Origin of the sequence: Providencia huaxiensis (assembly GCF_002843235.3) — a bacterium.
GTDB lineage: Bacteria > Pseudomonadota > Gammaproteobacteria > Enterobacterales > Enterobacteriaceae > Providencia > Providencia huaxiensis.
Genome location: NZ_CP031123.2, coordinates 430,969 through 456,382 on the forward strand (window position 1 = coordinate 430,969; position 25,414 = coordinate 456,382).

The following is a 25,414-nucleotide window of genomic DNA, read 5'->3' on the forward strand; positions in this document are numbered from 1 at the left end:
AAAGGTGGCTATCATTAGCCACCTTTTTTATATCAAATTACGTATAAAACTGCTTTTTTTGTTTGAGAATTGGTCGTAAAGTATAAAATGTAGTCACTTGAAAGTTTTTTTCAAAAAAACACTTGCCAGATTTTTCTGACTCCCTATAATGCGCCACCACTGACCGGGAACAAGACAACGCAAAGCGCGATGAACACTGAAACGGCAGCGAGAGATTCTGAAAAGAAAAAGCAAAAAATTGCTTGACTCTCACGGAGGAAAACGTAATATACGCCTCCTCGCAACAACGACCCGGTTCACGAAATCAGGTGTCGACATCGAAAGATGAGTTGCAACGCTCTTTTTACAATTTATCAGACAATCTGTGTGGGCACTCACAGGACACTATCAAAAAAATATTTGATTTTAAGTCTTGAAGAGTGACTAACACGTTAATTCATATATATGAACTAATAGGTAATTTGGTTTCTTCGGAAATCAAACGACAGTAACATTCTTTGAGCATCAAGCTACTTTTAATTGAAGAGTTTGATCATGGCTCAGATTGAACGCTGGCGGCAGGCCTAACACATGCAAGTCGAGCGGTAACAGGGGAAGCTTGCTTCTCGCTGACGAGCGGCGGACGGGTGAGTAATGTATGGGGATCTGCCCGATAGAGGGGGATAACTACTGGAAACGGTAGCTAATACCGCATAATCTCTTAGGAGCAAAGCAGGGGAACTTCGGTCCTTGCGCTATCGGATGAACCCATATGGGATTAGCTAGTTGGTGAGGTAATGGCTCACCAAGGCGACGATCTCTAGCTGGTCTGAGAGGATGATCAGCCACACTGGGACTGAGACACGGCCCAGACTCCTACGGGAGGCAGCAGTGGGGAATATTGCACAATGGGCGCAAGCCTGATGCAGCCATGCCGCGTGTATGAAGAAGGCCCTAGGGTTGTAAAGTACTTTCAGTCGGGAGGAAGGCGTTGATGCTAATATCATCAACGATTGACGTTACCGACAGAAGAAGCACCGGCTAACTCCGTGCCAGCAGCCGCGGTAATACGGAGGGTGCAAGCGTTAATCGGAATTACTGGGCGTAAAGCGCACGCAGGCGGTTGATTAAGTTAGATGTGAAATCCCCGGGCTTAACCTGGGAATGGCATCTAAGACTGGTCAGCTAGAGTCTTGTAGAGGGGGGTAGAATTCCATGTGTAGCGGTGAAATGCGTAGAGATGTGGAGGAATACCGGTGGCGAAGGCGGCCCCCTGGACAAAGACTGACGCTCAGGTGCGAAAGCGTGGGGAGCAAACAGGATTAGATACCCTGGTAGTCCACGCTGTAAACGATGTCGATTTGAAGGTTGTTCCCTAGAGGAGTGGCTTTCGGAGCTAACGCGTTAAATCGACCGCCTGGGGAGTACGGCCGCAAGGTTAAAACTCAAATGAATTGACGGGGGCCCGCACAAGCGGTGGAGCATGTGGTTTAATTCGATGCAACGCGAAGAACCTTACCTACTCTTGACATCCAGAGAACTTAGCAGAGATGCTTTGGTGCCTTCGGGAACTCTGAGACAGGTGCTGCATGGCTGTCGTCAGCTCGTGTTGTGAAATGTTGGGTTAAGTCCCGCAACGAGCGCAACCCTTATCCTTTGTTGCCAGCGATTCGGTCGGGAACTCAAAGGAGACTGCCGGTGATAAACCGGAGGAAGGTGGGGATGACGTCAAGTCATCATGGCCCTTACGAGTAGGGCTACACACGTGCTACAATGGCGTATACAAAGAGAAGCGACCTCGCGAGAGCAAGCGGAACTCATAAAGTACGTCGTAGTCCGGATTGGAGTCTGCAACTCGACTCCATGAAGTCGGAATCGCTAGTAATCGTAGATCAGAATGCTACGGTGAATACGTTCCCGGGCCTTGTACACACCGCCCGTCACACCATGGGAGTGGGTTGCAAAAGAAGTAGGTAGCTTAACCTTCGGGAGGGCGCTTACCACTTTGTGATTCATGACTGGGGTGAAGTCGTAACAAGGTAACCGTAGGGGAACCTGCGGTTGGATCACCTCCTTACCATTGAAGTGTTTTTGTGAAGTGCTCACACAGATTGTCTGATGAAATAGAGTAGCGGTATCGATAGGCTTGTAGCTCAGGTGGTTAGAGCGCACCCCTGATAAGGGTGAGGTCGGTGGTTCAAGTCCACTCAGGCCTACCACTTTTCTCTTATGTTGCGTTATGGCTCAGCTCGTTTACCCAAAAGTAAACTTCGCTAATCCACGCCTTGCCTAAGAAAAAAGACCTCGAATAAGAAAATCTTATAAAGAGATTCATCGATACCGAAAAATACCTTTATGGGGCTATAGCTCAGCTGGGAGAGCGCCTGCCTTGCACGCAGGAGGTCAGCGGTTCGATCCCGCTTAGCTCCACCATAAATTTTTCTGATTATTCAGAATAGATTAGTCAACTAGTCTATTGCGAATAATTATGCTCTTTAACAATCTGGAACAAGCTGAAAATTGAAAACAACGCACATTGTTTATCGCTTAAACAATGTGAGAGTCTCTCAAAAATCTCAACTTGAAGATGTCGTCAACAGACAGAAGCCGTCGGGTTTTGTGTCGAGTGACAAAAAAGACACCTTCGGGTTGTGAGGTTAAGCGACTAAGCGTACACGGTGGATGCCTAGGCAATCAGAGGCGATGAAGGACGTGCTAATCTGCGATAAGCGTCGGTAAGGTGATATGAACCGTTACAACCGACGATTTCCGAATGGGGAAACCCAGTGCAATTCGTTGCACTATCGTTTGATGAATACATAGTCAAACGAAGCGAACCGGGGGAACTGAAACATCTCAGTACCCCGAGGAAAAGAAATCAACCGAGATTCCCCTAGTAGCGGCGAGCGAACGGGGAGCAGCCCAGAGTCTTAATCAGCATTAGCATCAGGAGAACGGTCTGGAAAGTCCGGCAGTAAAGGGTGATAGCCCCGTATCCGAAGGTGTTAGTGTTGTGAACTCGACGAGTAGGGCGGGACACGTGTTATCCTGTCTGAATATGGGGGGACCATCCTCCAAGGCTAAATACTCCTGATTGACCGATAGTGAACCAGTACCGTGAGGGAAAGGCGAAAAGAACCCCGGCGAGGGGAGTGAAATAGAACCTGAAACCGTGTACGTACAAGCAGTGGGAGCCCCACCACCAAAGCATTTTCTGGTGTTGAGGACAACTTTGAAGTGGCATTCAACACGCGTTGACGGAGCGCTTTTTGCGACGTCCAACACACAAAACAAGCAGTGAATGTGCTTTGGGGTGGGGTGACTGCGTACCTTTTGTATAATGGGTCAGCGACTTATATTCTGTAGCAAGGTTAACCGTATAGGGGAGCCGTAGGGAAACCGAGTCTTAACTGGGCGAATAAGTTGCAGGGTATAGACCCGAAACCCGGTGATCTAGCCATGGGCAGGTTGAAGGTTGGGTAACACTAACTGGAGGACCGAACCGACTAATGTTGAAAAATTAGCGGATGACTTGTGGCTGGGGGTGAAAGGCCAATCAAACCGGGAGATAGCTGGTTCTCCCCGAAAGCTATTTAGGTAGCGCCTCGTGAACTCATCTTCGGGGGTAGAGCACTGTTTCGACTAGGGGGTCATCCCGACTTACCAACTCGATGCAAACTACGAATACCGAAGAATGTTATCACGGGAGACACACGGCGGGTGCTAACGTTCGTCGTGAAGAGGGAAACAACCCAGACCGCCAGCTAAGGTCCCAAAGTCATAGTTAAGTGGGAAACGAAGTGGGAAGGCTCAGACAGCCAGGATGTTGGCTTAGAAGCAGCCATCATTTAAAGAAAGCGTAATAGCTCACTGGTCGAGTCGGCCTGCGCGGAAGATGTAACGGGGCTAAACTATGCACCGAAGCTGCGGCAGCGAACGTATCACTTAAACTGATTAAGTGATACTCAGATGTATCAAAACGATTGACGGAGCGAAGCGACGTCAATGCGTCCAACAAAGTCGAGGCGGAAACGTCAGGCAGTCAGTTTAAGGATACGTTCGTTGGGTAGGGGAGCGTTCTGTAAGCCTGTGAAGGTGTACTGTGAGGTATGCTGGAGGTATCAGAAGTGCGAATGCTGACATAAGTAACGATAATGCGGGTGAAAAACCCGCACGCCGGAAGACCAAGGGTTCCTGTCCAACGTTAATCGGGGCAGGGTGAGTCGACCCCTAAGGCGAGGCAGAAATGCGTAGTCGATGGGAAACGGGTTAATATTCCCGTACTGGTGATAATTGCGATGGGGGGACGGAGAAGGCTAGGCTATCCGGGCGACGGTTGTCCCGGTTTAAGAATGTAGGCAGGTGAATTAGGCAAATCCGGTTCACTACATGCTGAGGTTCGATGACGAGTCACTACGGTGATGAAGTAGCTCATGCCCCGCTTCCAGGAAAAGCCTCTAAGCTCTAGATTATCATTAATCGTACCCCAAACCGACACAGGTGGTCAGGTAGAGAATACTCAGGCGCTTGAGAGAACTCGGGTGAAGGAACTAGGCAAAATGGTGCCGTAACTTCGGGAGAAGGCACGCTGGCGCTAGGTGAAGTCCCTCGCGGATGGAGCTGAAGCCAGTCGCAGATACCAGCTGGCTGCAACTGTTTATTAAAAACACAGCACTGTGCAAACACGAAAGTGGACGTATACGGTGTGACGCCTGCCCGGTGCTGGAAGGTTAATTGATGGGGTTATCCGTAAGGAGAAGCTCTTGATCGAAGCCCCAGTAAACGGCGGCCGTAACTATAACGGTCCTAAGGTAGCGAAATTCCTTGTCGGGTAAGTTCCGACCTGCACGAATGGCGTAATGATGGCCAGGCTGTCTCCACCCGAGACTCAGTGAAATTGAACTCGCTGTGAAGATGCAGTGTACCCGCGGCAAGACGGAAAGACCCCGTGAACCTTTACTATAGCTTGACACTGAACATTGAGCCTTGATGTGTAGGATAGGTGGGAGGCTTCGAAGCGTGGACGCCAGTCTGCGTGGAGCCAACCTTGAAATACCACCCTTTAATGTTTGATGTTCTAACGTTGCCCCATTATCTGGGGTGCGGACAGTGTCTGGTGGGTAGTTTGACTGGGGCGGTCTCCTCCCAAAGAGTAACGGAGGAGCACGAAGGTTGGCTAAGCATGGTCGGACATCATGCGGTTAGTGCAAAGGCATAAGCCAGCTTGACTGCGAGAGTGACGGCTCGAGCAGGTACGAAAGTAGGTCTTAGTGATCCGGTGGTTCTGAATGGAAGGGCCATCGCTCAACGGATAAAAGGTACTCCGGGGATAACAGGCTGATACCGCCCAAGAGTTCATATCGACGGCGGTGTTTGGCACCTCGATGTCGGCTCATCACATCCTGGGGCTGAAGTAGGTCCCAAGGGTACGGCTGTTCGCCGTTTAAAGTGGTACGCGAGCTGGGTTTAGAACGTCGTGAGACAGTTCGGTCCCTATCTGCCGTGGGCGTTGGAAGATTGAAAGGGGCTGCTCCTAGTACGAGAGGACCGGAGTGGACGCACCACTGGTGTTCGGGTTGTCATGCCAATGGCATTGCCCGGTAGCTAAGTGCGGAAGAGATAACCGCTGAAAGCATCTAAGCGGGAAACTTGCCTTGAGATGAGTCTTCCCTGACCCTTTAAGGGTCCTAAAGGAACGTTTAAGACTAAGACGTTGATAGGTTGGGTGTGTAAGCATAGCGATATGTTGAGCTAACCAATACTAATGAACCGTGAGGCTTAACCTGACAACACCGAAGGTGTTTTAGAGATTGAGAGATTGAGTTGTTTTTCAAGAAAGAGTGAGAAGCCGAGAGGTGAAGGACACACAGCTTGTTTGAGATTGACGTTCTGGTTTAGTGCACGAAAGTGACATTAAACGGGAATAAATAGAATTTGTCTGGCGGCAATAGCGCGGTGGTCCCACCTGACCCCATGCCGAACTCAGCAGTGAAACGCCGTAGCGCCGATGGTAGTGTGGGGTCTCCCCATGTGAGAGTAGGGAACTGCCAGACATTAATTAAAGGTTTATTGCTCAATTAGCAGTAAGCAGCCGAGAGGCAAAAAGAATAAGTGGAGCGGTAGTTCAGTTGGTTAGAATACCTGCCTGTCACGCAGGGGGTCGCGGGTTCGAGTCCCGTCCGTTCCGCCACTTATCAAAACCCCGTGATGAAAATCACGGGGTTTTTTTATATCATTAATATTATTGGGTTTTATGGATAATGAGCCATAATAGGTGGCTTGAAGCGTTATTTGAGGAAAACACAGTCTTACGTCTGCTTTAATTGGTTCTACAAGTATATTACTAAATCGTTTTAGGATAGAAAGTAACTGTTCACTATTTGGGGGGAGAATTTAAGCTATATTAATATCAAATATACGCTTTAAGGCTTTCTTGCCATTGGAAGTAAAAGTAACGTCTCTATAGCCTTTTGTTTTATCTATCCATTTGTTTTCTTCAAAGAATTGTAGCAGTAATGATCCTGCGAGCCCTCCTAAGTGCATACGTCTTTCACTCCAATCTAAACAAGCACATGCTATTTTCCGTTTTGTATGAGGAACAATATCTATCCCCAATTTTTTGAATTGCTCGGCACCAATTATGGATAATTTATTCTCTTTAGCCATAAACCAGCCATTTTTATCCATAAATTCATATATTTTAACAGCAATTTCTCCTGCCAAGTGGTCATAGCAGGTGCGTGCTTTTCGTAGATGTATAGGCGTTGTTATTGGGAGGGTATACTCCAATTTCATAGATACCCCCATTAATGTTTCTAATAATTCGGCAATGTCTGAGCCTGCAAGTCGATAATAGCGGTGCCTTCCTTGAGATAGACAACTAATTAAGTGGCTATTTAAAAGCTTAGCTAGATGTGCACTTGTTGTTGATGGCGCTATGTCTGCAACTGCGCTTAATTCTGTTGCTGTCCATGCTCTGCCATCCATTAATGCACACAAAATGCTGACCCTTGAAGGATCAGCAATTGCAGAAGCAACTTTTGCGATGGATTGTTCTAATGGTTCTTTTTCTTCAATGAGAATGCTATTTTTGCTGGGTATCATGGTTGGCTTTCCCATTGTTTCGTCACTTCAGCGGCTAACATATCATTGTCTGTTATTAATATTAGCCTATTATTATGGTCGCTATATTGAACTAAGATATTAATTTGGTGAAGTGCGAGTTGAGAAACAATTTCGCCGAGTTCACCTGGACGCTCTTGTTTCAATTTGCGGATAACCGGTTGTATAGTACTTTCAATCTGTAAACCCACAGTTGCTAAGGCACTACGCGCTTTTTCTGGCTGGGTAACAAGAAAGTGAGCGTGGCTTTTTCCTCCGATAGAAAAAACGCCACCGCCTTCAAGACCAACACCATGTTTCCCTAATGTTGTTGCTAACAGAGCTAGAGCACCTACTTGATTTTCAAGAATAACATGAATGTCATACATCAGAGCTATCCTCTTTATTGAATGAGTAATCCTTTAGTGTATGAGCAATTCGAATTCGATAATGGGAAAAAATGGCTTGTTGCCCTTCAACTTGTGCATTGATATGCATGAAATGGTTTTTCCATTTTTTTATAGCTTCCTCTGTTTCCCACCATGAAAGTGAGAGGATTTTTCCTTCCGTTGTGACAGATTGAAAACGCTCGACAGCAATGAACCCTTCAATATTCATAAGTTCAGATTTAAGTTTGGCTGCCAATTCGAAATAACGGTCTTTTTGCGCAGGTATTGGGATGGCTTCAAAAATGACGGCAATCATAAAATACTCCTTAGTGTATAAAGCTCAACTATAAGGATTTAATTTATAGATACTTCGATGGTGAGCGAAATATTGAAAATAGGAATTTAAAAGATAGGGAAAAGAAGGCGGGTCATTTTAAGGACTGATATAAACTGTAACCCGCTATTGACCCTGCTACATCATAGACAACATCATGCCAACTCCAACCGGTGCCCGCAGGCCTGCTATCATAAAGCTCTTTTGCTGCGCCAAGAGATACTGAAAACAGAATACCGAATATGGCCGCATCACGGTGTTGTATGTTTTGTTTATCTGCATAAGCATTGCCAGCTGCAGCCATAGCCGCTGAAAATGCAAAATGCTGAGCTTTATCTTTGCCTTGCCAATTATCATTAGCCCAATGGAAACCCTGACATCCTGTCAAAACGAGCATAAATAAGCTAATGATTAGTGACTTGAACATATTTGCTGAGATACCTAGAAAATTAAAGTAGCAAAATAAAAGCGCCACTGGTGTGACGCTTATTGTTTTAAAATCTAAAGAATGCGGCTAATTAAGCGGTCGACTCGTATTCGACGTAGTCTTCGGATTAATTTCTTCACTTTAACTGGATAGGTTTGAATGCTGTCTAGTTCACGATAATGGCTAACAACTTTTGTATGTGTTCGGATACACGCTAGTTCGTGGCTACGTTGCTCTTGCAATTGTTGTTTTGGATCGTGAATTAATACTGCATTTTCAAGATCTAAGCCCCATGCGCGAGGGTTTAAGTTATTACCAGTGATCAACTGCCACTGATTATCAACCCACATACCTTTTAAGTGATAGGTATTATCGCCATCTTTCCAGAGCCTAACTGTTAATTGTTGGCTGTCAATAAAGCGTTGTAAGCGGCTGACAAAGCGACGCAGATTGATTTCGTAAAGATAGGGCAATGCACCTATAATTTTAAATGGTTCTTCGGGGGGGATATAAAAATCATTGGCGGTTTTGTCACCAATGATAATTTCGACCTCTTTACCATCACGCAGTAACCTGTTGATGATTCGGACTAAAACTGCGGGCAGATTAAAATAAGGTGTACAGATAGTTAATTTATTACTGGTCGACCCCATTAAGTGGGTGATGACTCGGTTTAAATCATTTTTCTTACCAAGCCCGACAAAAGGGGTAACCGATAATGCGTCATTTGATGCATTTCCTGTAAATTGGTAAGAAGCGCCCCTTAAGCTTAAGCGAAATTGTTTGATTAAATGCTTAAACTCTGCTGTTTTAGGACGAGTTTCAGTATTGAGCAAATGAACCGCTTCGGCAGGCAATAATGATGCATCAATAAATTTTTTCATTGATGCAGTGAGTTGCCCATTTTTAATCAGGTGGTATCTGTCATAACGGTATCTATCATGACGTTGTAAATACACGTCATTAATACTCGCTCCGCTATATAGCAAGGTATCATCAAATAAAAAGCCTTTGAGGTGTAGTACACCAAGGGCTTCCCGTGTATTGACAGGAATACCATAGATAGGAATTTCGATATCAGGGTAATGCTGAGCAACATCATAATACCAATCGGCATTAGTTGCATTTGCAGCAACTCCTATACGCCCTCGTTGAGCACGGTGCCAGTCTACGAGAATTTTGATATCCAATGATGTATTAGCTTGTTTTGCAGCATATAGAGCATGAAGTACGTCTTTGCCTGCATCGTCTTTCTCTAAATACAAAGCCGTTATGTAGATAGTATTTTGAGCTTGAGAGATTTGCTTAAGCAGTTCATCACGAAAATCTTCTGTCTTATATAGCGTTTTTACATCAGCAACTTCTTGAGAGAGTTTTGGTAAACTTAACAAATATTGTTGATGTTTTGCTTGTTTTAATTTTGACAACATCACAGTGTAAATTTTCTCTTATTAGTCTAATAGCAACTCGCTTTGCGCACATTTTTAAGCGAATGATCTATGGATGATAGCATATTTAGCTAAACCATTTAGTATAAATTGACGACTTGTTTAATTACTATACAAGTTAAGCCGTGTCCTTAGATATTTCTATAAGTGAAGTGTCAGATTAACGACTCCGTCTTCAAATTGAACGTCAATCTCAAAGCCCAGTTTTTTCGCTAGGCTTATCATATTACGGTTTTCAGGCATGGTTATTGCTGTTAGTTTTTTAATGCCGTGGCTCCGAGTATAGTTAAGTAGCTTTTGCATGAGTTGATAACCGAGCGTTTGCCCCTTCATATCGGAGCGAACCAGTACTGCAAATTCGGCTTCTTGGTTATCAGGATCAGCCATTGCTCGCGTGACGCCAATAATTTCAGGCGTAGTATTTGGGTTTTTTACCGCAACGAAAGCCATTTCTCGGTCATAATCAATTTGTGTCATATTGGCGAGGTCATCGTGTGTGAATTCGCTGATCTCGCTAAAATAGCGATAATAAAGATCCTCTTTTGTCACTTGTTCTATAAAGGATTTTAGCAACGGTTCATCTTCAGGAAGGATCGGACGTAGCAAGCACGTAAGATCTTCTTTTAAATGGATTGTTTCTTCTAGTTCACTAGGGTAAGGGCGGATCGCTAGCCTTGATGTGGTCGCATCATCTGTTGGGCTTAATGTCATTGAGACATCAAGTAAAGTAAATTCATCTCCTGAAGCGAGCAATGGGTGGATGTCTAACCTTGTAATATTTGGGCAATCTATAATTAAATTTGAAACTCGCACTAATAAAGCTGACAGCCCTATAATATTTAAGGGTTCTAAAGCGCTTCGAGATTTGATTTTATAACTTTTGATAGCATTAATAACGAGGTAGCGAGCTAAAGCCATATTCAGTGGTGGAAGAGCGACGGCAGCTTGGCTCTCTTGTTGCCACTCAATACCACCTTCTCCTAGCATGATGAGAGGACCAAAAACAGGGTCTAGCTCAACAGCAATTCTGAGTTCTTGGGCACCTGCTCGATTAGCCATACTTTGGACTAATAGCCCTTCAATTCGTGCATTAGGGAAATTTGTTGAAACACGCTCCATAATCGCTTTGGCGGCATCTTCTACTTCTTTAGCATTGCGCAAATAGAGCATGACCCCTTGTACTTCTGACTTGTGTACAATATCAGGAGAACGCAGTTTTAAAGCAACGGGGTAACCAATTTTTTCTGCAATTTCAATGGCTTCATTGCTAGAGTGCGCTATCCATGTGGGTAAACTATTTAACCCGTAGGCTTTTAAAATAGGTTGAACTTCATGCGTATCTAGGTGCAACTTATTATTTTCCAATGCTTGCTGAATATATTCATGAGCCTGTTGTGTATTAGCGGTGATACCTACTGGAAGGGCTGGCGTTTCTTTTAATTGTTTTTGGTTACGGCGATATTCCACCATATGCATGTAAGCGGTTATTGCCCCTTCTGGAGTACGGTAGGTTGGGATCCCCGCTTCACTAAATAGGCGACGAGATTCTTGAGATGAATATTCTCCACACCAGTTGGTTAAGATAGTTAGCCATTTTCCGCGTGGATGTTGCTTTATGGTTTTAATGATTTTTTCTGCCATGGTTTTGCTTTCAGTTATCGCACTGGGTGTGTGGATAAGCAATAAAGCGTCATGGTCGTGGCTGTCGAGCATTTTGTTCAATACATTGATATAGCGCTCAACGGTGGAGTCATCCCCTAGGTCAATCGGGTTTTTCGTCGATAAATCAAGTGGTAGCAGTGAACTTAATTCATTTTCTGTTTCAACACTTAACGTTGCAAGTTTGCCACTACGCAAGAGAAGTTCGTCTAGCGCCATCGCGGCAGGGGCAGAGCCATTGCTCATGATTGAAAGACGCTCACCACGTAATGGCGTCATATAGCTTAATGTTTCAACCGCAGAAAACATTTCGTGAGTATCCTGCACGCGAAGTAGCCCTGCACGCTGGATAGCGGCGTCATAAGCGGCATCTAGGCTCGGTTTATCGCCCAGAAGCTCTTGTGCTTTATGGGTTCGACCGCTTTTTATCACCAATATAGGTTTATTGCGTGAGGCGCTGCGAGATGACGATAAGAAGCGTCGTGCATCACTAATGCTTTCGAGGTACAACAAAATGGCACTGGTTTTGCTGTCACGCGCTAAATAATCGAGTAAATCGTCAATATCAATATCGATGCTATCGCCCAAGGCAATAAAATAAGAAAAGCCGATGTCTCGGTGCCTTGCCCAATCCAGAACGGTATTTGATACCGCAGCAGATTGAGAGATAAAAGCGAGTTTTCCTTTTAAGATTGGAATTGGCGAAAAACTCGCATTCAAGCCCTGCCAAGGGGCTAAAAAACCTAGGCTATTCGGGCCTAATAGGCGAATTTGATATTGCTGGGCAACTTTTTTTAATTCATTAAACTGAATTGAAGGGGACGATAAAATAATCACCACTTTACAGCCCGCTTCCCCTAATTGCTGTAAACAGGTGATATTACGTGAGTAATGAGTGCAGATAACGGCAAGGTCAGGTTTGAGCGGTAATTTATCTATAGACGGATAGGCAAGCACGCCAAGGACAGAGTCTCGGTTTGGGTTAACAGGCAGAATAGGGCCTTTAAAGCCACTGGTAAGCAGGTTTTTCATCATAACCGAACCTGCACGGCCCGGATTTTCAGATGCGCCAATGACAACGATAGACTTTGGCCGGAATAAAGATTCTAACTGACTGACTAAACCCATGGTTGATAACCCTTTGCTTTGCTGAACGAGATAGGCGTCCAATAGATAAAAATTGGCTGAGTAATACTTATGAATACTATGCCTTATCTTTGCGATTGCGCTAGTTTATCTAGTGAGTTTAATTAATTTATACAAGCACGTTCACGTTTTATTAGCACGACGATCTAAAAGTTGTCATTTAATGGTACTGGGCTCGAAAAGAAAGCGGAAAACAGTACCAATAAATAGTTAGAGGTGGGATTCGGTAAGTAGCTTCTGTGCAATAGGGTGATGTGGTTTTCCTTCAAGATATTTTTGACGGAAAAGATTGAAGTGGCTAAATAGTTGTTTTGACGCGTTTAAATCCCCCGCTAGTTCTAAAACGGTAGCAGCTACCTCAGCGGTACAATGTTGTTCTTCCCTTGATGGCGTACGTAGTAAATAATCCGTTCTTGCTTTGGTATTAATTGAAAGCATTGGAATATCATTAAGATAAGGACTTTTACGAAACATTTTACGTGCTTCTGGCCAGGTTCCATCGAGTAAAATAAATAAAGCGGGTTTATCCGACAAAGTAGGTTCATTGACCACGACACGTTCATTTTGAGCGTAGCTTTCTGGAAAAATAAGGTAAGGTTGCCTTGTAGTGTCTTGCAATGCCGCCAGTAGTTGCGCATCAGGCTCTGTTCTTGACCATTGAAAGGCCAAAGTGTCGGGTAAAACATCCGCAATCAATTTTCCCGTATTACTTGGCTTGAATACTTCGCCATCAAACATAATTAAGCAGAATTGGCTTTTTGCTTGTGACGATACGGTGTCTTGGCACAGGCACTGTGGAATAGGTAACAAGCAATATTGGCAACGTTTTACTCGGCAGCCCCGCGCTTTAAACGGTTTAGTCGATAATGCGAGGCGCTGTTGACGCAGGTGATAAACGGCATTCGGAGTCATGTTGAGTTATATTTTTAGGCCTAAAATGAAGGCGCATATTGTACGCAAAACGATTTCTATACGATAGAAGTATATTCAATAACTTTTAGATGAGATAATAGAGTGAATCGGTAGCGTAGCCATGCAACATCATGTAATCTTCGCGCCATAGCTTAGTAGGGGATAGTGATGAACGACTCGAATGATTTTAGTGGTAAAAACGGCAAAGTAAAAGTGATGTATGTCCGCAGTGAAGAGCAGGACAACAATACAGGTAATGATAAACGCCGAGGCGGTGGCCGTGACGATAGGCGTGGTAATGACAAACGTGGTGGCGATAGACGAGATGGTGCTCGCCAAGATCGTGGTGGTCGCTCAAGTCGCCCTGAAGGCGGTCGTGAAGGTCGTCGCTCCGATAACCGTAATGATGCACCTCGTGAGCGTTCACCTTGGCGCACTGTTTCTAAGCCAGATAGCGAAGAGTTAGCGAATGACCATGGCGGAATTGTTGGTAAGAGTCAAATTGACCCGGAACAGTTGCGTAAGCAGCGCCAAGAAGAAACCCGTATCTATGGTGAGAATGCATGCCAAGCCATGTTTAAAAACCGCCCTGATGCGATTGTTCGCGCGTGGTTCTTGCAATCTGTCACGCCGCGTTTTCGTGATGCGCTAAAATGGATGGCTGCAAATCGCAAGGCTTACCATGTTGTCGATGACGAAGAGTTATCGAAAGCATCGGGAACTGAACATCATGGTGGCGTCTGTTTTATCATCAAAAAACGCGGTGGTATGAGTGCAGATGCTTACTTGCAGCAAGCGACAGGTAATGACTGCGTCTTAGCTCTGGAAGATGTGGGAAATCCACATAATCTGGGCGGTATTATGCGTAGTTGTGCGCACTTTGGTATCAAAGGTGTGATTTTGCAGGATGCTGGCATGCTGGAGTCTGGTGCGGCAATTCGTACCGCAGAAGGTGGTGCTGAGCACATTAAAGCGATTGATGCCGATGGGTTAACGGATACTTTGGATAAATTCCGCAAAGCGGGTTATACCATTGTGACGACTTCCAGCCATAAAGGCAGCCAAGATCTCGCAAAAGCGAAGTTACCTGCCAAAATGGTATTAGTTTTAGGCCAAGAAAGTGATGGTTTAAGTGATAGCACGTGGGACCAAGGTGATATGAGCCTGTATATCGGTGGAACAGGTAAAGTGGAAAGCTTGAACGTGTCTGTTGCAACGGGAATTATGTTGGCGCAGTGGTGGCAACAAAACCAAGTTAAATAATACTTTTCCGTTATAAGATATCTAAAGCCATACATAAAAGGATGTATTTCCAGCTATGTATGGCTTTTTGATATCTGTCATCAAGACGACTTAGTGGGATGGGCTCATTAATGAGCGCCACCGTCTTTTGACCCCGCCCCAAATGGTGGCTTAGCGAACCAGACAATCACCATCAGTAGGATAAAAATTCCAGCTGAGAGCCAAAATATCTCATTGGCTGACATAATCAGCCCTTGGTCAGTAATGGTTTTAGCAAGGTAGGCTGCACTTTGCTGCTCATTCATACCAATTTTCGCCAACTCACTGTACATCTGTTGGGCATTTGGGTTGTATGGATTAACAAACTCAGCAAGGTTTTCATGGTGCATTGACTCTCTTTGGGTCCACATAGTTGTGGTAATCGATGTCCCAATTGCTCCAGCTAAGGTTCGAGTAAAGTTGGACAAACTAGATGCAGAGGCCATTTTTTCTGGTGGTAGGCCAGATAATGTAATGGTTGTCAAAGGCATAAAGAAACAAGCGATAGCTAAGCCCTGCACAAATTGTGGCCATGCGGCTTCGGCAAAACTCATTCCAGGTTCGAAAGTATAAGCACGCCAATAGTAACAAACGGCATAGATAATAAAGCTGAATGTAACTAAATAACGCATATCAATTCGGTTACCAAAGCGCCCTATAATTGGCGTAATCAGCAGTGGTAATAACCCTACAGGAGCAGAGGCTAGTCCAGCCCAGGTCGCGGTATAACCATAAACCTCTTGCAGCAATTGCGGCAGTAGTACAATCGTCCCAAAATAGAGCATGTAAGCGAGACTTAAGGACAAACAGCCAATCGTAAAGTTGCGTTCTTTAAACAGGGACAAGTCGATGACAGGATGGTCGTCTGTGAGCTCCCAAACAATTAAAAAGGAAATTGCGACAACGGCAATAACGGTTAGGACGATAATTTCAGTCGAGTTAAACCAATCCAACTCTTTGCCTTGGTCAAGCATGATTTGTAAAGCACCAATACCGACAACCAATAATACCAAACCAATAGTATCAATACGCTGAATGGATATTTTAGTTTCACGGCCTTTTAAGGTACGCATGATGGCAAAAATAATCGCAATACTAAATGGCACATTGATAAAGAATATCCAGCCCCAATGGTAGTTATCACTAATATAACCACCAAGAATCGGTCCGCAAATAGGAGCAATAACGATAGTCATTGACCAAAGGGCGAGGGCCATGTTGCGTTTGGCGGGAGGATAATTATTAAGCAGCAAGCTTTGAGACAAAGGAATGAGCGGCCCTGCAACTAAACCTTGTAAAACACGGAATAAGATCAGCATTTCTAAGCTGCCAGAAATACCGCACAGCCATGAAGTTAAAGCGAATAAGCCTGTAGACCATAAAAATAGCCTGACTTCACCAATCCTACGCGCTAGCCAACCAGTGACAGGGATGGAGATGGCATTGGCAACACCGAAAGAGGTTATTACCCATGTCCCTTGTGAGTTGGATGCCCCTAAGTTTCCAGCAATGGTTGGAATAGCTACGTTAGCAATTGTGGAATCAAGAACTTGCATAAATGTTGCCAACGAAAGGGCAATCGTCATCCAGGCGAGTTTTGATCCCGTTAAAGGTGCTGTCGTCACGATTGCACCTCCACCTATTGATTTCCTAGGTTATTATTAATTATCTCAGTAACTATTTTGTCTGCAGGAGACATATCCACAGCTAATGCAGCGGTATGGTAAGCTGGTGTATCACGCATCCCTTTAGAAAGCACTTTGCCGTTTTTATCTAACGTATCAACTGTTACTTCGGTGGATAAACCGATACGTAGTGGATGCTCTTCAAGCTGAGTTTTATCTAAGGAAATGCGCACAGGAAGGCGCTGGACTACTTTGATCCAGTTACCACTGGCATTTTGTGCAGGTAATAAAGAGAATGCGCTACCTGTTCCCATATCAAGTCCCACAACAGTGCCGCTGAATACGATATCTTTACCGTAAAAGTCAGTCGTGACCTTCGCTGGCTGGCCGATACGCATATCTGCAAGTTGTGTTTCTTTAAAGTTCGCATCAATCCACATCCCCTCGGAAGGGACAATAGCCATTAACGGTGTTGAAGGGGTGATTTGTGAGCCTACTTGTACACTGCGACGAGAAACATAGCCATCAACAGGGCTGACAATTTTCGTTCGTTGTAAAGTCAGCCAAGCATTTCTAACTTGGGTCGCTGCTTGCTCTACAGCTGGCTGTTTTTCAATTGAGGTATTTAGAACGATGGCTTGATTCGCATTATATTGTTCTATTGCCACGTCTAATGCCGCTTTAGCACTGACAACGGCTTCTCTAGCGTGCTGCAGTTCTTCTTTACCAATAACATGGCTGCTGCCTAACACTTCTCGACGTTTTAAATCATTCTGTAAGCGGTTTAATTCAGAACGTTTTACCTGAATATTGGCTTGGAGCTGGCGGCTATTAACCATGTGCTGGCGGGTCTGACGGACGCTGTTTGCTAATTCTGTTTTTGCTTTATCTAGAGTTAGCTCTGCATCACGTGGGTCGAGTTCAACCAAAACGGTGCCACTTGTCACAAAATCGGTATTATCCACATTGACCGTCATGACGCTCCCGGAAACTTGGGATTGTATTTGTACTTGATTTCCTGCGACATAAGCGTTGTCTGTTGACTCATAGTGGCGAAGAACGAGATACCAGTAGACCGCCCAGCCAACGCCTATAATAATAAATAATAGTGTCAAAAAGATAAGCGCACTTTTGCGTTGTCTTTTTTTATTTCGTTGGGGAGTTTGCGTTTGTTGCATTTCCTCAGGGGAACTCATACTCGTATTTCTCCATTTCTATGGATAAGGATCACGGTTGTTTCCAGTAGTTAGGTGTTAACCACTGGAAACTGAGACTACAAATGATTTTGCTGTTTGATGGGATATCGTAAAGCATAAGGGTGAAAGGATAATGATATATTATTGGCTGAAAAGTTTTTTTTCACCGTTGAGCTTAAGAATGGCTCAAATACATTAACCTTACAAAAGTTATGGTTAATCTTTTATAGTATCCAGTTTTGTCAGTAATTTACGCATTAGCGCATTAAGTTGTTGTTTTTCATCAGTATCTAAAACAGACCAAATATCAATTAATGCGCTGTGCTGAGGTGGTAATAGACCATTTAAAAATTCAGCTCCTTTTTCTGTGAGGTGTAGATGAAGGCAACGTCTATCATTGTGACTCTCTTTGCGTTCAATCCAACCATTTTTTTCCAGTTCATCTGCAATGCGTGTCGCATTGGTTCGTGAGGAACCAAGGGCAGCACTGAGTTCAGATGGCTGAATACTGCGGGAGTCTTTTGTATCAAGGATCATGAGCGCCATAAATAGTGTTTCATTAATACCTTGGGACCTTAACATATTATTTCGCGCTTCAAGTAATTTCCCATGAACATGCATGCATAGGCGTGTTAGGAGAATTTCTTGATACGGAATAGGGCTTTCACGTGAATCTTGCTGTTCTACACGAGTATTGAGTAACTCTTCAGTAGGTGTAAATGAACTTTCCATTATTGGGATACCTTATTAGTTTCAGTTGGTAAGATTACAACTGTCATCAACCATCTAAATGGTATATTAAAAGATAGAATTAGCAATTGTACTTAATTAATATCGCCGATTTTATTTTGATAATGATACATGATTCATAAATTTTATGAATGTAATTTACCTATTTTAGTATAGCGTACTAACTATTTTATACTGATAGTGTCACTTTTGGTTGCGAAATAACCAATTCAACACTTAATTAAAGGCTAATTTCAATCATATGAAACAATATATAATCACATGACATTAACTCAATACCATTTTTTTTGTTACCCAATAATTACAACTTAGATAGATACACTTATATCATAAGTATAACCACCTATTTTTGTATAATTAAAACATTATTTGACGTAACAGTAATTTGAGATTTTAACAGTTATACTACCTTCTTAAAGAGTCATTGTATTTGTTTAACTGTGTCATTCGCTAATATTTACTTTGTTTATTATTACAGTTGATAACTATTGGTTCTATGATAAACGGTCTACTACTTCAACATATTGGTAGATAAGATTGAGGCACATAACTTCAATGTATTATGATTTTTTATCTATTTATGAGACCTCTTATGAGACCTCAAAAATCGTTCTCTCAAAATGCATTGATGCCAGTATGAGTAATAACTAGTCATCAGTTATGGTGATGATGGGATCAAAACGAATGCCAATAGCCCAAATGATTAAACTTAGGGTCGTCAAAATTGCTCCTGCAACTGCTACGCCTTCCCAACCTGCATGTTCATAGGCATAACCTGAAAGCAGGGAACCGAGTGCTCCACCTATGAAATAACTCGTCATATAGCCGGCCGTTAGGCGATTACGCGCTTCAGGTAATATACGATATAACGTACTCTGGCTCGTGACATGAACGGCTTGCACCGCAAGGTCTAGCACCAAAACCCCGATGATAAACGCGACGAGAGAATATTTAGCTAAACCGATGGGGATCCAGGACAATAGTAATAAAACCAATCCGATTGTTGTGATGATTTTTCCTTTACCTTTATCGACAAGATGCCCTGCTTGGGAGGCCATCAGTGCGCCTGCGGCACCGACTAAGCCAAATAAGCCAATAGTCCCTTCGGAGTAATTGAATGGCGGGCTGGCTAACAAAAAAGCCATTGCGGTCCATAATAAACCAAAGTTGGCAAATGATAATGCACCTAGGGAAGCACGTACCGCAAGCACTGGGGTCCCAAAAAATAGTCGGCCAATAGAGCAAATAAGCTGAAAATAGTTTAAGTTGGTTTTTTGATGGTAACGAGGGAGTTTAATTGCTAGAACAATCATTAACAGCATTAATAATGCAAAAGCCACCCAATAGATAGCGCGCCAGCCACCGACCATAGCAACAGCGCCTGAAACCGTTCTTGCAAGTAGAATTCCCAGTAATAGCCCACTCATGATCATCCCCACCGCTTTACCGCGTTTATGTGGTTTAGCAATAGACGCAGCGAGTGGGATCAGGACTTGTGCAACAACCGAAAATAGCCCTGTCAGGGCAGTGCCTAAAAGGATTTGCCAAATATTATTTGAAAGCGCTGTAATTAATAACCCTAATGCCGAAAGAAAGGTCATGGTTAAAATTAAACGCTTGCGTTCAAACAAATCTCCCAGCGGGACTAAAAAAAGTAAACCTGCCGCATAGCCCAGTTGGGCCGCGGTGACAATAAACCCAGCCATATTCGTGGTTAAATTAAACTGCTCCGCAATGGTGTCTAAAAGCGGTTGAGCATAGTAATTACTGGCAACGACGAGACCTGTGGCAATGGCCATTAAAATAGTGAGGCCTGTTGTTAGCTCTGCAGTTTGGGTCTGTTTCATGAGGATTACCTATTATTAGCTAGGCGACTACTATAAACAAAATTTATTACCTTGGTTTATTTCTTTTTGTCATTGATGCAAAAAAGCCACCGGTTAGGGTGGCTAAGGTTATAATCGGGTTGTTTGTTCTTACTTAGCAGCGGCTTGCGCTTCCTTTACCCAACCGTCAAAAGTGGATTGGTGAGCTTTGATCCAAGCATTTGTGTGGCGCTGAATGTCTGATTGTGATGCTTCACCGTTATGCATTCTTAAATTCTGCGCATTAATATCGGCAATAGGCAGCTTCATTACTTCAAATAATTTTGCCGCAGCAGGGTTATCCGCTGCCCATTTTTTATTGGCGACAATATGCATGGTATTTGGTGGGAAACCATAGTTTTTTCCGTTAGGTAATGCTGTATCTGTTTTTTCACCATTTGGCATTGATGAGAATGGCACTTCTAACCAGACCACGTCACGACCCGGCTTGAGGACATCACTTATCCAGTAAGGCGTCCACGTATAATATAAAATAGGCTTACCTTCTTTATATCGGGTAATGGTATCCGCCATCATCGCGGCGTAGTTACCTTGGTTATGGTCGACGGTTTTTTCTAGGTCATAAGCTTTTAAATGGTTATTAATAGCAGCTTCACAGCCCCAACCTGGGTTACATCCCGTTAAATCCGCTTTACCATTACCATTTGAATCGAAGAGTTTAGCAATTTTAGGGTCTTTGAGTTGTTCAACATTGGTAATGTTGTATTTCTCAGCCGTTTTTTTGTCGATAAGGTAGCCTTGAGCCGCATTGACAACATAGTTGCCTTGACGATAGAACACATTATCACCGCCAGCGGCGTCATATTGCGCATTATGTAAAGGAACCCAGCTGGTGGCTAAGTAAGTCGCATCACCGTTCGCAATAGATGCGTAAGCCACGTTATAGTCGACCTCTTTGATAGGCTGAACATCATAGCCGAGCTCTTCAAGGGCTTTCGCCACAATCAGTGTTTGGAACGTTTCCTCACTGATCGTACTTTGTACAGGGTTAATTTTTATCCCTTTGCCCGGAAGGTCGTCCGCACTTGCTAATGGGACGGTAAATATGGCTGTTAGTGCAGATGCAAGAATGATTTTATGTTTCATTATATTGTTCCCTCTGTTTTTTCGCAGCGAGCTTGGCTTTAAAGTTAAGAGCCAAGTTAGGTGCCACGTGAATGGCACTCAGGTGAATGGAGGATATTTTGATTAATGGTTTTTTTTACAAAATGGGCGCATAACTAACCCAATAGGGCCTTTTTGATACCAACGACATGATGTTTTGCCGCGCGTATCTTGCCCCAAAGATTGGGTAAAACGGTCTAAAATGATAGCTAGAATAACAATACCGACCCCTCCGACAGACGCGAGACCCATATCAAGGCGACCAATACCGCGTAAGACCATTTGGCCTAAGCCCCCGACGGCGATCATTGATGCGATAACAACCATCGACAGCGCTAACATCAAGGTTTGGTTTACCCCGGCCATAATAGTTGGCATCGCCAATGGCAATTGCACTTTAAATAGCATTTGGCGGGGACTTGCACCGAATGATTCAGCGGCTTCAATTAAGTCAGCTGGGACTTGTTTGATCCCTAAAATGGTCAAACGAATAATTGGCGGTAGAGCAAATATTATGGTGACGACGACACCAGGCACATTACCGATACCAAATAACATAACAATCGGGACTAAATAGACGAATGCGGGTGTGGTTTGCATCGCATCAAGTAATGGGCGAATAACTTTAGCCGCTCTATCACTACGCGCTAGCCAAATACCTAGCGGTAGTCCTATCACAATACAAAATAGTAAAGACGTGAGGACTAGAGAGAGTGTCACCATGGCTTCAGACCAAGCCCCAATTGCTCCGATGGCTATCATCGAAATAAATGTGGCCACACCCATTGCACGTCCCGCTAATTGCCAAGCGAGTAACGCGAAAATGATAATGGCAACGGGGGACGGGAGTGAGGTAAGAAATTGTTCAAACCCACTCAAAATGAAATCAATAGGAGCACGTATTCCTTGGAATACAGGACGAAAGTTGAGGACAACCCAGTCAATTGCATGTGCAACCCATGAATCAAGGGGGAGCAGCGTGTGCTGGAAGGGATCCATAATATTAAACTGGTCGGGTATGATGCTATCTGTTGGGGCGGCATCAAGCCAATCACTCGAGCTGGTATCAGCAGGTGTTGTTGTGTCTGATGCATTGCCCCAAGGATCATCCGCAGACGTATTTGTCTCGCTAGAGCTTGTCGCTGCCCATGGATCATCAGCTGGTGTATTTTCAGTACCTTGTGTTGGTGTATCAGTGACTTCAGTATCAGCCCATGGATCTTGCTGGTTAGTTGTTGTTTCTTGATTTTGCTTACTCATTTGGTGTCTCCTTATCCAGCGCTTGTAACAGCATTCCTTTTGAAATCACGCCCAAATACCGGTTTTTTTCGTTAATAACCGGAACGGCGCAAGGGGCCTGTGCTACTGTAGAAATAACTTCATTTAAGGATGTATCACCTTGAATTGGTTCGATATCAGTTAAAATTGCGGCTTCAATACCTGCTTTTTCATGAAGCGCTTTTTCTAAGGATTCAACAGAAACCACACCGGCAAAAGTATGTCCTCGAGAAATTAAATAACCGTGATAGCGATCTTCATCGTTAAGGACTTTTAGCGCGGAGCGAGGACCAAAACCCGGTGCGATGTGCAATAGGGCATTTGGTCGTCTGCGTGCGATGTCCTTAGCACTGAAAACTTGGCTGATATCCACACCGCGGAAAAAGGTCTTAACGTAGTCATTCGCAGGGTTATTGAGTATCTCATCAGGTGTGCCGACTTGAACGACAACGCCTCCTTGCATAATGGCAATGCGGTCACCAATTCTCATGGCTTCATCAAGATCATGGGAAATAAAGACAATCGTGCGTTGTTTGTCCCCTTGCAAGGAGAGCAGTTCATCTTGCATTTCTGTACGAATTAGTGGGTCGAGGGCTGAGAATGCTTCATCCATTAACAGAATATCTGGGTCATTGGCGAGTGCTCTGGCTAACCCGATACGTTGGCGCATCCCGCCAGATAGCTCATCTGGATATGAATTTGCCCATTTTTCAAGGTTAACTTGCTCAAGCGCATTCATGGCTTTCTTATGGCGCTCTTCTTTTGGGATACCAGAAAGTTCCATGCCAAAAGCGGTGTTATCGATGACGTTCATATGTGGCATCAACGCAAAGGATTGAAACACCATACTAATTTTTGTTCGCCTAACTTCGCGCAGTGCTTTGTCAGAGATATTGGAAATATCTTCTCCGTCTATCATGACTTGCCCGCTAGTTGGTTCTATCAGGCGATTGAGGAGGCGCACCAAGGTCGATTTCCCTGAGCCAGAAAGTCCCATGACAACAAAGATTTCGCCTTCTTCAATCGTCAGATTAACATCTTGAACACCTACGGTAAGGCCTGTTTTTTCAAAGATATCATCTTTATTCATACCTGATTCTAATAGCTTAAATGCTTGATCAGGATTATCCCCAAATATTTTATATAAATTTTTAACTTGTAATTTTATTGCCATATATTATTTACCCAATTTTCAATCAACAAGGAAGATAAATTACCTATATTGAATGTGATGAATTCTATAGTGGTAGTTAACACTATGTTTCCTAACTATGCTTCCTAACTATGATTATCCTTTGAAAATTATTAGGGCAGAGATTCCTATATTTAGTTTAATGGGCTAGTTAATTATGGATTAAATTCAAATTCCTCCGTTTGAGTTATTAGTAAAATTTGCAAGCAATAAACCCTAGCATAATAAAATTAGCTGACAACCCTAGGTTAAGTATAATTAATCAAAAAATTAGAGAGGAATAATGATTTTATTAGTGTAAATAAAATCGATATCTAAGCTATATACTAATAACCTCTATAATATTCATGTTAGTGTTAACTCGCTGGTGAGATTGAATTTATTTAAAAATAATTTACTTTTAATTTATCAATGTGGGGATTACATGCTCTGTTCTATTTTTAGGTGAAACAGATGCTGGATTGATGGGTGAAAAAAAAGAAATTAACAGTAAATGTATTAATTAAATTTATCTAAAATAAAGTGAAACTTGATTGAATTGAGAAATAAGACCAGATTAACTCATTAAAAATGAATAATTGAACAGATATACATATAAAAAACGAACCTAATTGTTCGTTTATTGAGCCAAAAAATACCATGACAAATAATTTCGTTATAATTCATCATGGTATGATTTTTATTGTGAGCTGTTTTTATTGATAAGCTAAATTAACGATTTAGTTAAAAGTCCCAGTCATCATCTTCGGTACTGACTGCTTTACCAATAATATAAGATGAACCTGAGCCTGAAAAGAAATCATGATTTTCATTTGCATCAGGAGATAATGCCGATAATATCGCGGCACTTACATCGGTGACAGTATCTGGAAATAAGGCTTCATAACCTAAGTTCATTAATGCTTTATTTGCATTGTAATGAAGGAACTTTTTGACATCTTCTGACCAACCAACTGTGTCATAAAGTTCTTGGGTATATTTCACTTCATTTTCGTATAAATCGAATAATAATGAAAATGTGAAATCCTTAATTTCTTTTTGAGCATTTTCATCGTATTGTGTTAATGATTTTTGGAATTTATAACCAATATAATAGCCATGTATAGCTTCATCACGAATAATTAAACGTATAAGATCGGCGGTATTAGTTAGCTTTCCTCTACTTGACCAATACATTGGTAAATAGAAACCTGAATAAAATAGAAATGATTCTAAAAAGACGCTAGCGACCTTTTTCTTTAAAGGGTGTGAATCACAATAGTAAGATAGGATGATCTTCGCTTTATTTTGTAATGCAATGTTTTCTTCACTCCAGCGGTATGCATCATCGACATCAGTCGTGGAGCAAAGTGTTGAAAATATTGAGCTATAAGAGCGTGCATGTACGGCTTCCATAAAGCTAATATTTGATAAAACCGCTTCTTCATGAGGTGTTTGAGCATCTGGCATTAAACAAGGCGCACCAACCGTATTTTGAATGGTATCTAGTAGCGTGAGGCCAGTAAATACGCGTATCGTTAGCTGTTTTTCTGCAGCAGTTAGGGTATTCCAAGACGGAATATCATTAGATAATGGCACTTTTTCTGGAAGCCAAAAATTACTGGTTAATCGGTTCCATACTTCTAAGTCTTTATCATCCTGAATGCGGTTCCAGTTAATGGCTTTTATTGGTGTGTTAGATGTGCTGGTGGTCATAAATATTTTCCT

16 protein-coding genes, 3 tRNA genes and 3 rRNA genes are annotated in these 25,414 nt (G+C 43.1%); 7 read left to right on the forward strand and 15 right to left on the reverse strand.

The window, feature by feature from the left end; genetic code table 11:
* Positions 1-516: 516 nt before the first annotated feature.
* The 6 genes from CYG50_RS03390 (at position 517) to CYG50_RS03415 (ending at position 6,169) form a co-directional block, all read left to right on the forward strand.
* A 16S ribosomal RNA gene (locus tag CYG50_RS03390) occupies positions 517-2,056 on the forward strand.
* A gap of 65 nt (positions 2,057-2,121) precedes the next feature.
* A tRNA-Ile gene (locus CYG50_RS03395) sits at positions 2,122-2,198 on the forward strand.
* 138 nt (positions 2,199-2,336) lie between these two features.
* Positions 2,337-2,412: transfer RNA gene (locus CYG50_RS03400), tRNA-Ala, on the forward strand.
* A gap of 222 nt (positions 2,413-2,634) precedes the next feature.
* Positions 2,635-5,765: ribosomal RNA gene (locus CYG50_RS03405) — 23S ribosomal RNA — on the forward strand.
* Positions 5,766-5,916: 151 nt separating this feature from the next.
* A 5S ribosomal RNA gene (gene rrf / locus CYG50_RS03410) occupies positions 5,917-6,032 on the forward strand.
* The 16S, 23S and 5S rRNA genes sit together here with 3 tRNA genes alongside, the layout of an rRNA operon.
* 60 nt (positions 6,033-6,092) lie before the next feature.
* Positions 6,093-6,169 (forward strand) — tRNA-Asp (locus CYG50_RS03415).
* Positions 6,170-6,372: 203 nt separating this feature from the next.
* On the opposite strand, the gene CYG50_RS03420 is transcribed toward CYG50_RS03415, so the two are convergent.
* From CYG50_RS03420 to CYG50_RS03450, 7 genes are all read right to left on the reverse strand, one after another.
* Positions 6,373-7,098, reverse strand: coding sequence for an ArsR/SmtB family transcription factor (locus CYG50_RS03420; protein WP_231068684.1), 726 nt, complete (start codon positions 7,096-7,098; stop codon positions 6,373-6,375).
* Positions 7,080-7,469 carry an amino acid-binding protein gene (locus tag CYG50_RS03425; RefSeq protein WP_102138271.1) on the reverse strand — a complete coding sequence of 130 codons (390 nt, stop codon included), beginning with the start codon at positions 7,467-7,469 and terminating at the stop codon, positions 7,080-7,082. Before CYG50_RS03425 ends, CYG50_RS03420 begins: the two co-directional genes overlap by 19 nt.
* On the reverse strand, positions 7,462-7,785 hold the full coding sequence (locus tag CYG50_RS03430; RefSeq protein ID WP_102138272.1) for an antibiotic biosynthesis monooxygenase family protein: 324 nt from the start codon (positions 7,783-7,785) through the stop codon (positions 7,462-7,464). Before CYG50_RS03430 ends, CYG50_RS03425 begins: the two co-directional genes overlap by 8 nt.
* Positions 7,786-7,897: 112 nt before the next feature.
* Positions 7,898-8,230 carry a YfiM family lipoprotein gene (locus CYG50_RS03435; protein ID WP_102138273.1) on the reverse strand — a complete coding sequence of 111 codons (333 nt, stop codon included), beginning with the start codon at positions 8,228-8,230 and terminating at the stop codon, positions 7,898-7,900.
* Between the two features lie 74 nt (positions 8,231-8,304).
* On the reverse strand, positions 8,305-9,660 hold the full coding sequence (gene pssA / locus CYG50_RS03440) for a CDP-diacylglycerol--serine O-phosphatidyltransferase (protein ID WP_102138274.1): 1,356 nt from the start codon (positions 9,658-9,660) through the stop codon (positions 8,305-8,307).
* A 159-nt stretch (positions 9,661-9,819) separates the two neighbouring features.
* On the reverse strand, positions 9,820-12,465 hold the full coding sequence (locus tag CYG50_RS03445) for a bifunctional acetate--CoA ligase family protein/GNAT family N-acetyltransferase (RefSeq protein ID WP_102138275.1): 2,646 nt from the start codon (positions 12,463-12,465) through the stop codon (positions 9,820-9,822).
* A gap of 228 nt (positions 12,466-12,693) precedes the next feature.
* Positions 12,694-13,395 carry a tRNA-uridine aminocarboxypropyltransferase gene (locus tag CYG50_RS03450; protein WP_102138276.1) on the reverse strand — a complete coding sequence of 234 codons (702 nt, stop codon included), beginning with the start codon at positions 13,393-13,395 and terminating at the stop codon, positions 12,694-12,696.
* A 168-nt stretch (positions 13,396-13,563) separates the two neighbouring features.
* On the opposite strand from CYG50_RS03450, the gene CYG50_RS03455 reads away from it, so the two are divergent.
* A complete protein-coding gene (locus tag CYG50_RS03455; protein WP_102138277.1) occupies positions 13,564-14,658 on the forward strand; it encodes a tRNA/rRNA methyltransferase in 1,095 nt (364 codons plus the stop codon).
* Between the two features lie 107 nt (positions 14,659-14,765).
* Here the strand turns inward: CYG50_RS03455 and emrB are convergent, their stop codons facing one another.
* From emrB to nrdF, 8 genes are all read right to left on the reverse strand, one after another.
* Complete coding sequence (gene emrB, locus CYG50_RS03460) at positions 14,766-16,301, reverse strand: multidrug efflux MFS transporter permease subunit EmrB (protein ID WP_102138278.1); 1,536 nt, start codon at positions 16,299-16,301, stop codon at positions 14,766-14,768.
* 14 nt (positions 16,302-16,315) lie between these two features.
* The gene (gene emrA, locus CYG50_RS03465) at positions 16,316-17,497 is read right to left on the reverse strand and encodes a multidrug efflux MFS transporter periplasmic adaptor subunit EmrA (RefSeq protein WP_102138279.1); all 1,182 of its coding nucleotides are present in this window, start codon (positions 17,495-17,497) and stop codon (positions 16,316-16,318) included.
* Between the two features lie 216 nt (positions 17,498-17,713).
* The gene (gene mprA, locus CYG50_RS03470; protein ID WP_102138280.1) at positions 17,714-18,229 is read right to left on the reverse strand and encodes a transcriptional repressor MprA; all 516 of its coding nucleotides are present in this window, start codon (positions 18,227-18,229) and stop codon (positions 17,714-17,716) included.
* A 665-nt stretch (positions 18,230-18,894) separates the two neighbouring features.
* On the reverse strand, positions 18,895-20,094 hold the full coding sequence (locus CYG50_RS03475; RefSeq protein WP_102138281.1) for an MFS transporter: 1,200 nt from the start codon (positions 20,092-20,094) through the stop codon (positions 18,895-18,897).
* A gap of 129 nt (positions 20,095-20,223) precedes the next feature.
* On the reverse strand, positions 20,224-21,219 hold the full coding sequence (gene proX, locus CYG50_RS03480; RefSeq protein WP_102138282.1) for a glycine betaine/L-proline ABC transporter substrate-binding protein ProX: 996 nt from the start codon (positions 21,217-21,219) through the stop codon (positions 20,224-20,226).
* A gap of 102 nt (positions 21,220-21,321) precedes the next feature.
* Positions 21,322-22,497: a glycine betaine/L-proline ABC transporter permease ProW gene (gene proW / locus CYG50_RS03485; protein ID WP_102138283.1), complete on the reverse strand. Its 1,176-nt coding sequence runs from the start codon at positions 22,495-22,497 to the stop codon at positions 21,322-21,324.
* Positions 22,490-23,689 (reverse strand): glycine betaine/L-proline ABC transporter ATP-binding protein ProV, encoded by a 1,200-nt coding sequence (gene proV / locus CYG50_RS03490; RefSeq protein ID WP_004257111.1) that lies wholly within the window; start codon positions 23,687-23,689, stop codon positions 22,490-22,492. Before proV ends, proW begins: the two co-directional genes overlap by 8 nt.
* Positions 23,690-24,430: 741 nt before the next feature.
* A complete protein-coding gene (gene nrdF, locus CYG50_RS03495) occupies positions 24,431-25,402 on the reverse strand; it encodes a class 1b ribonucleoside-diphosphate reductase subunit beta (protein ID WP_102138284.1) in 972 nt (323 codons plus the stop codon).
* Positions 25,403-25,414: the final 12 nt, after the last annotated feature.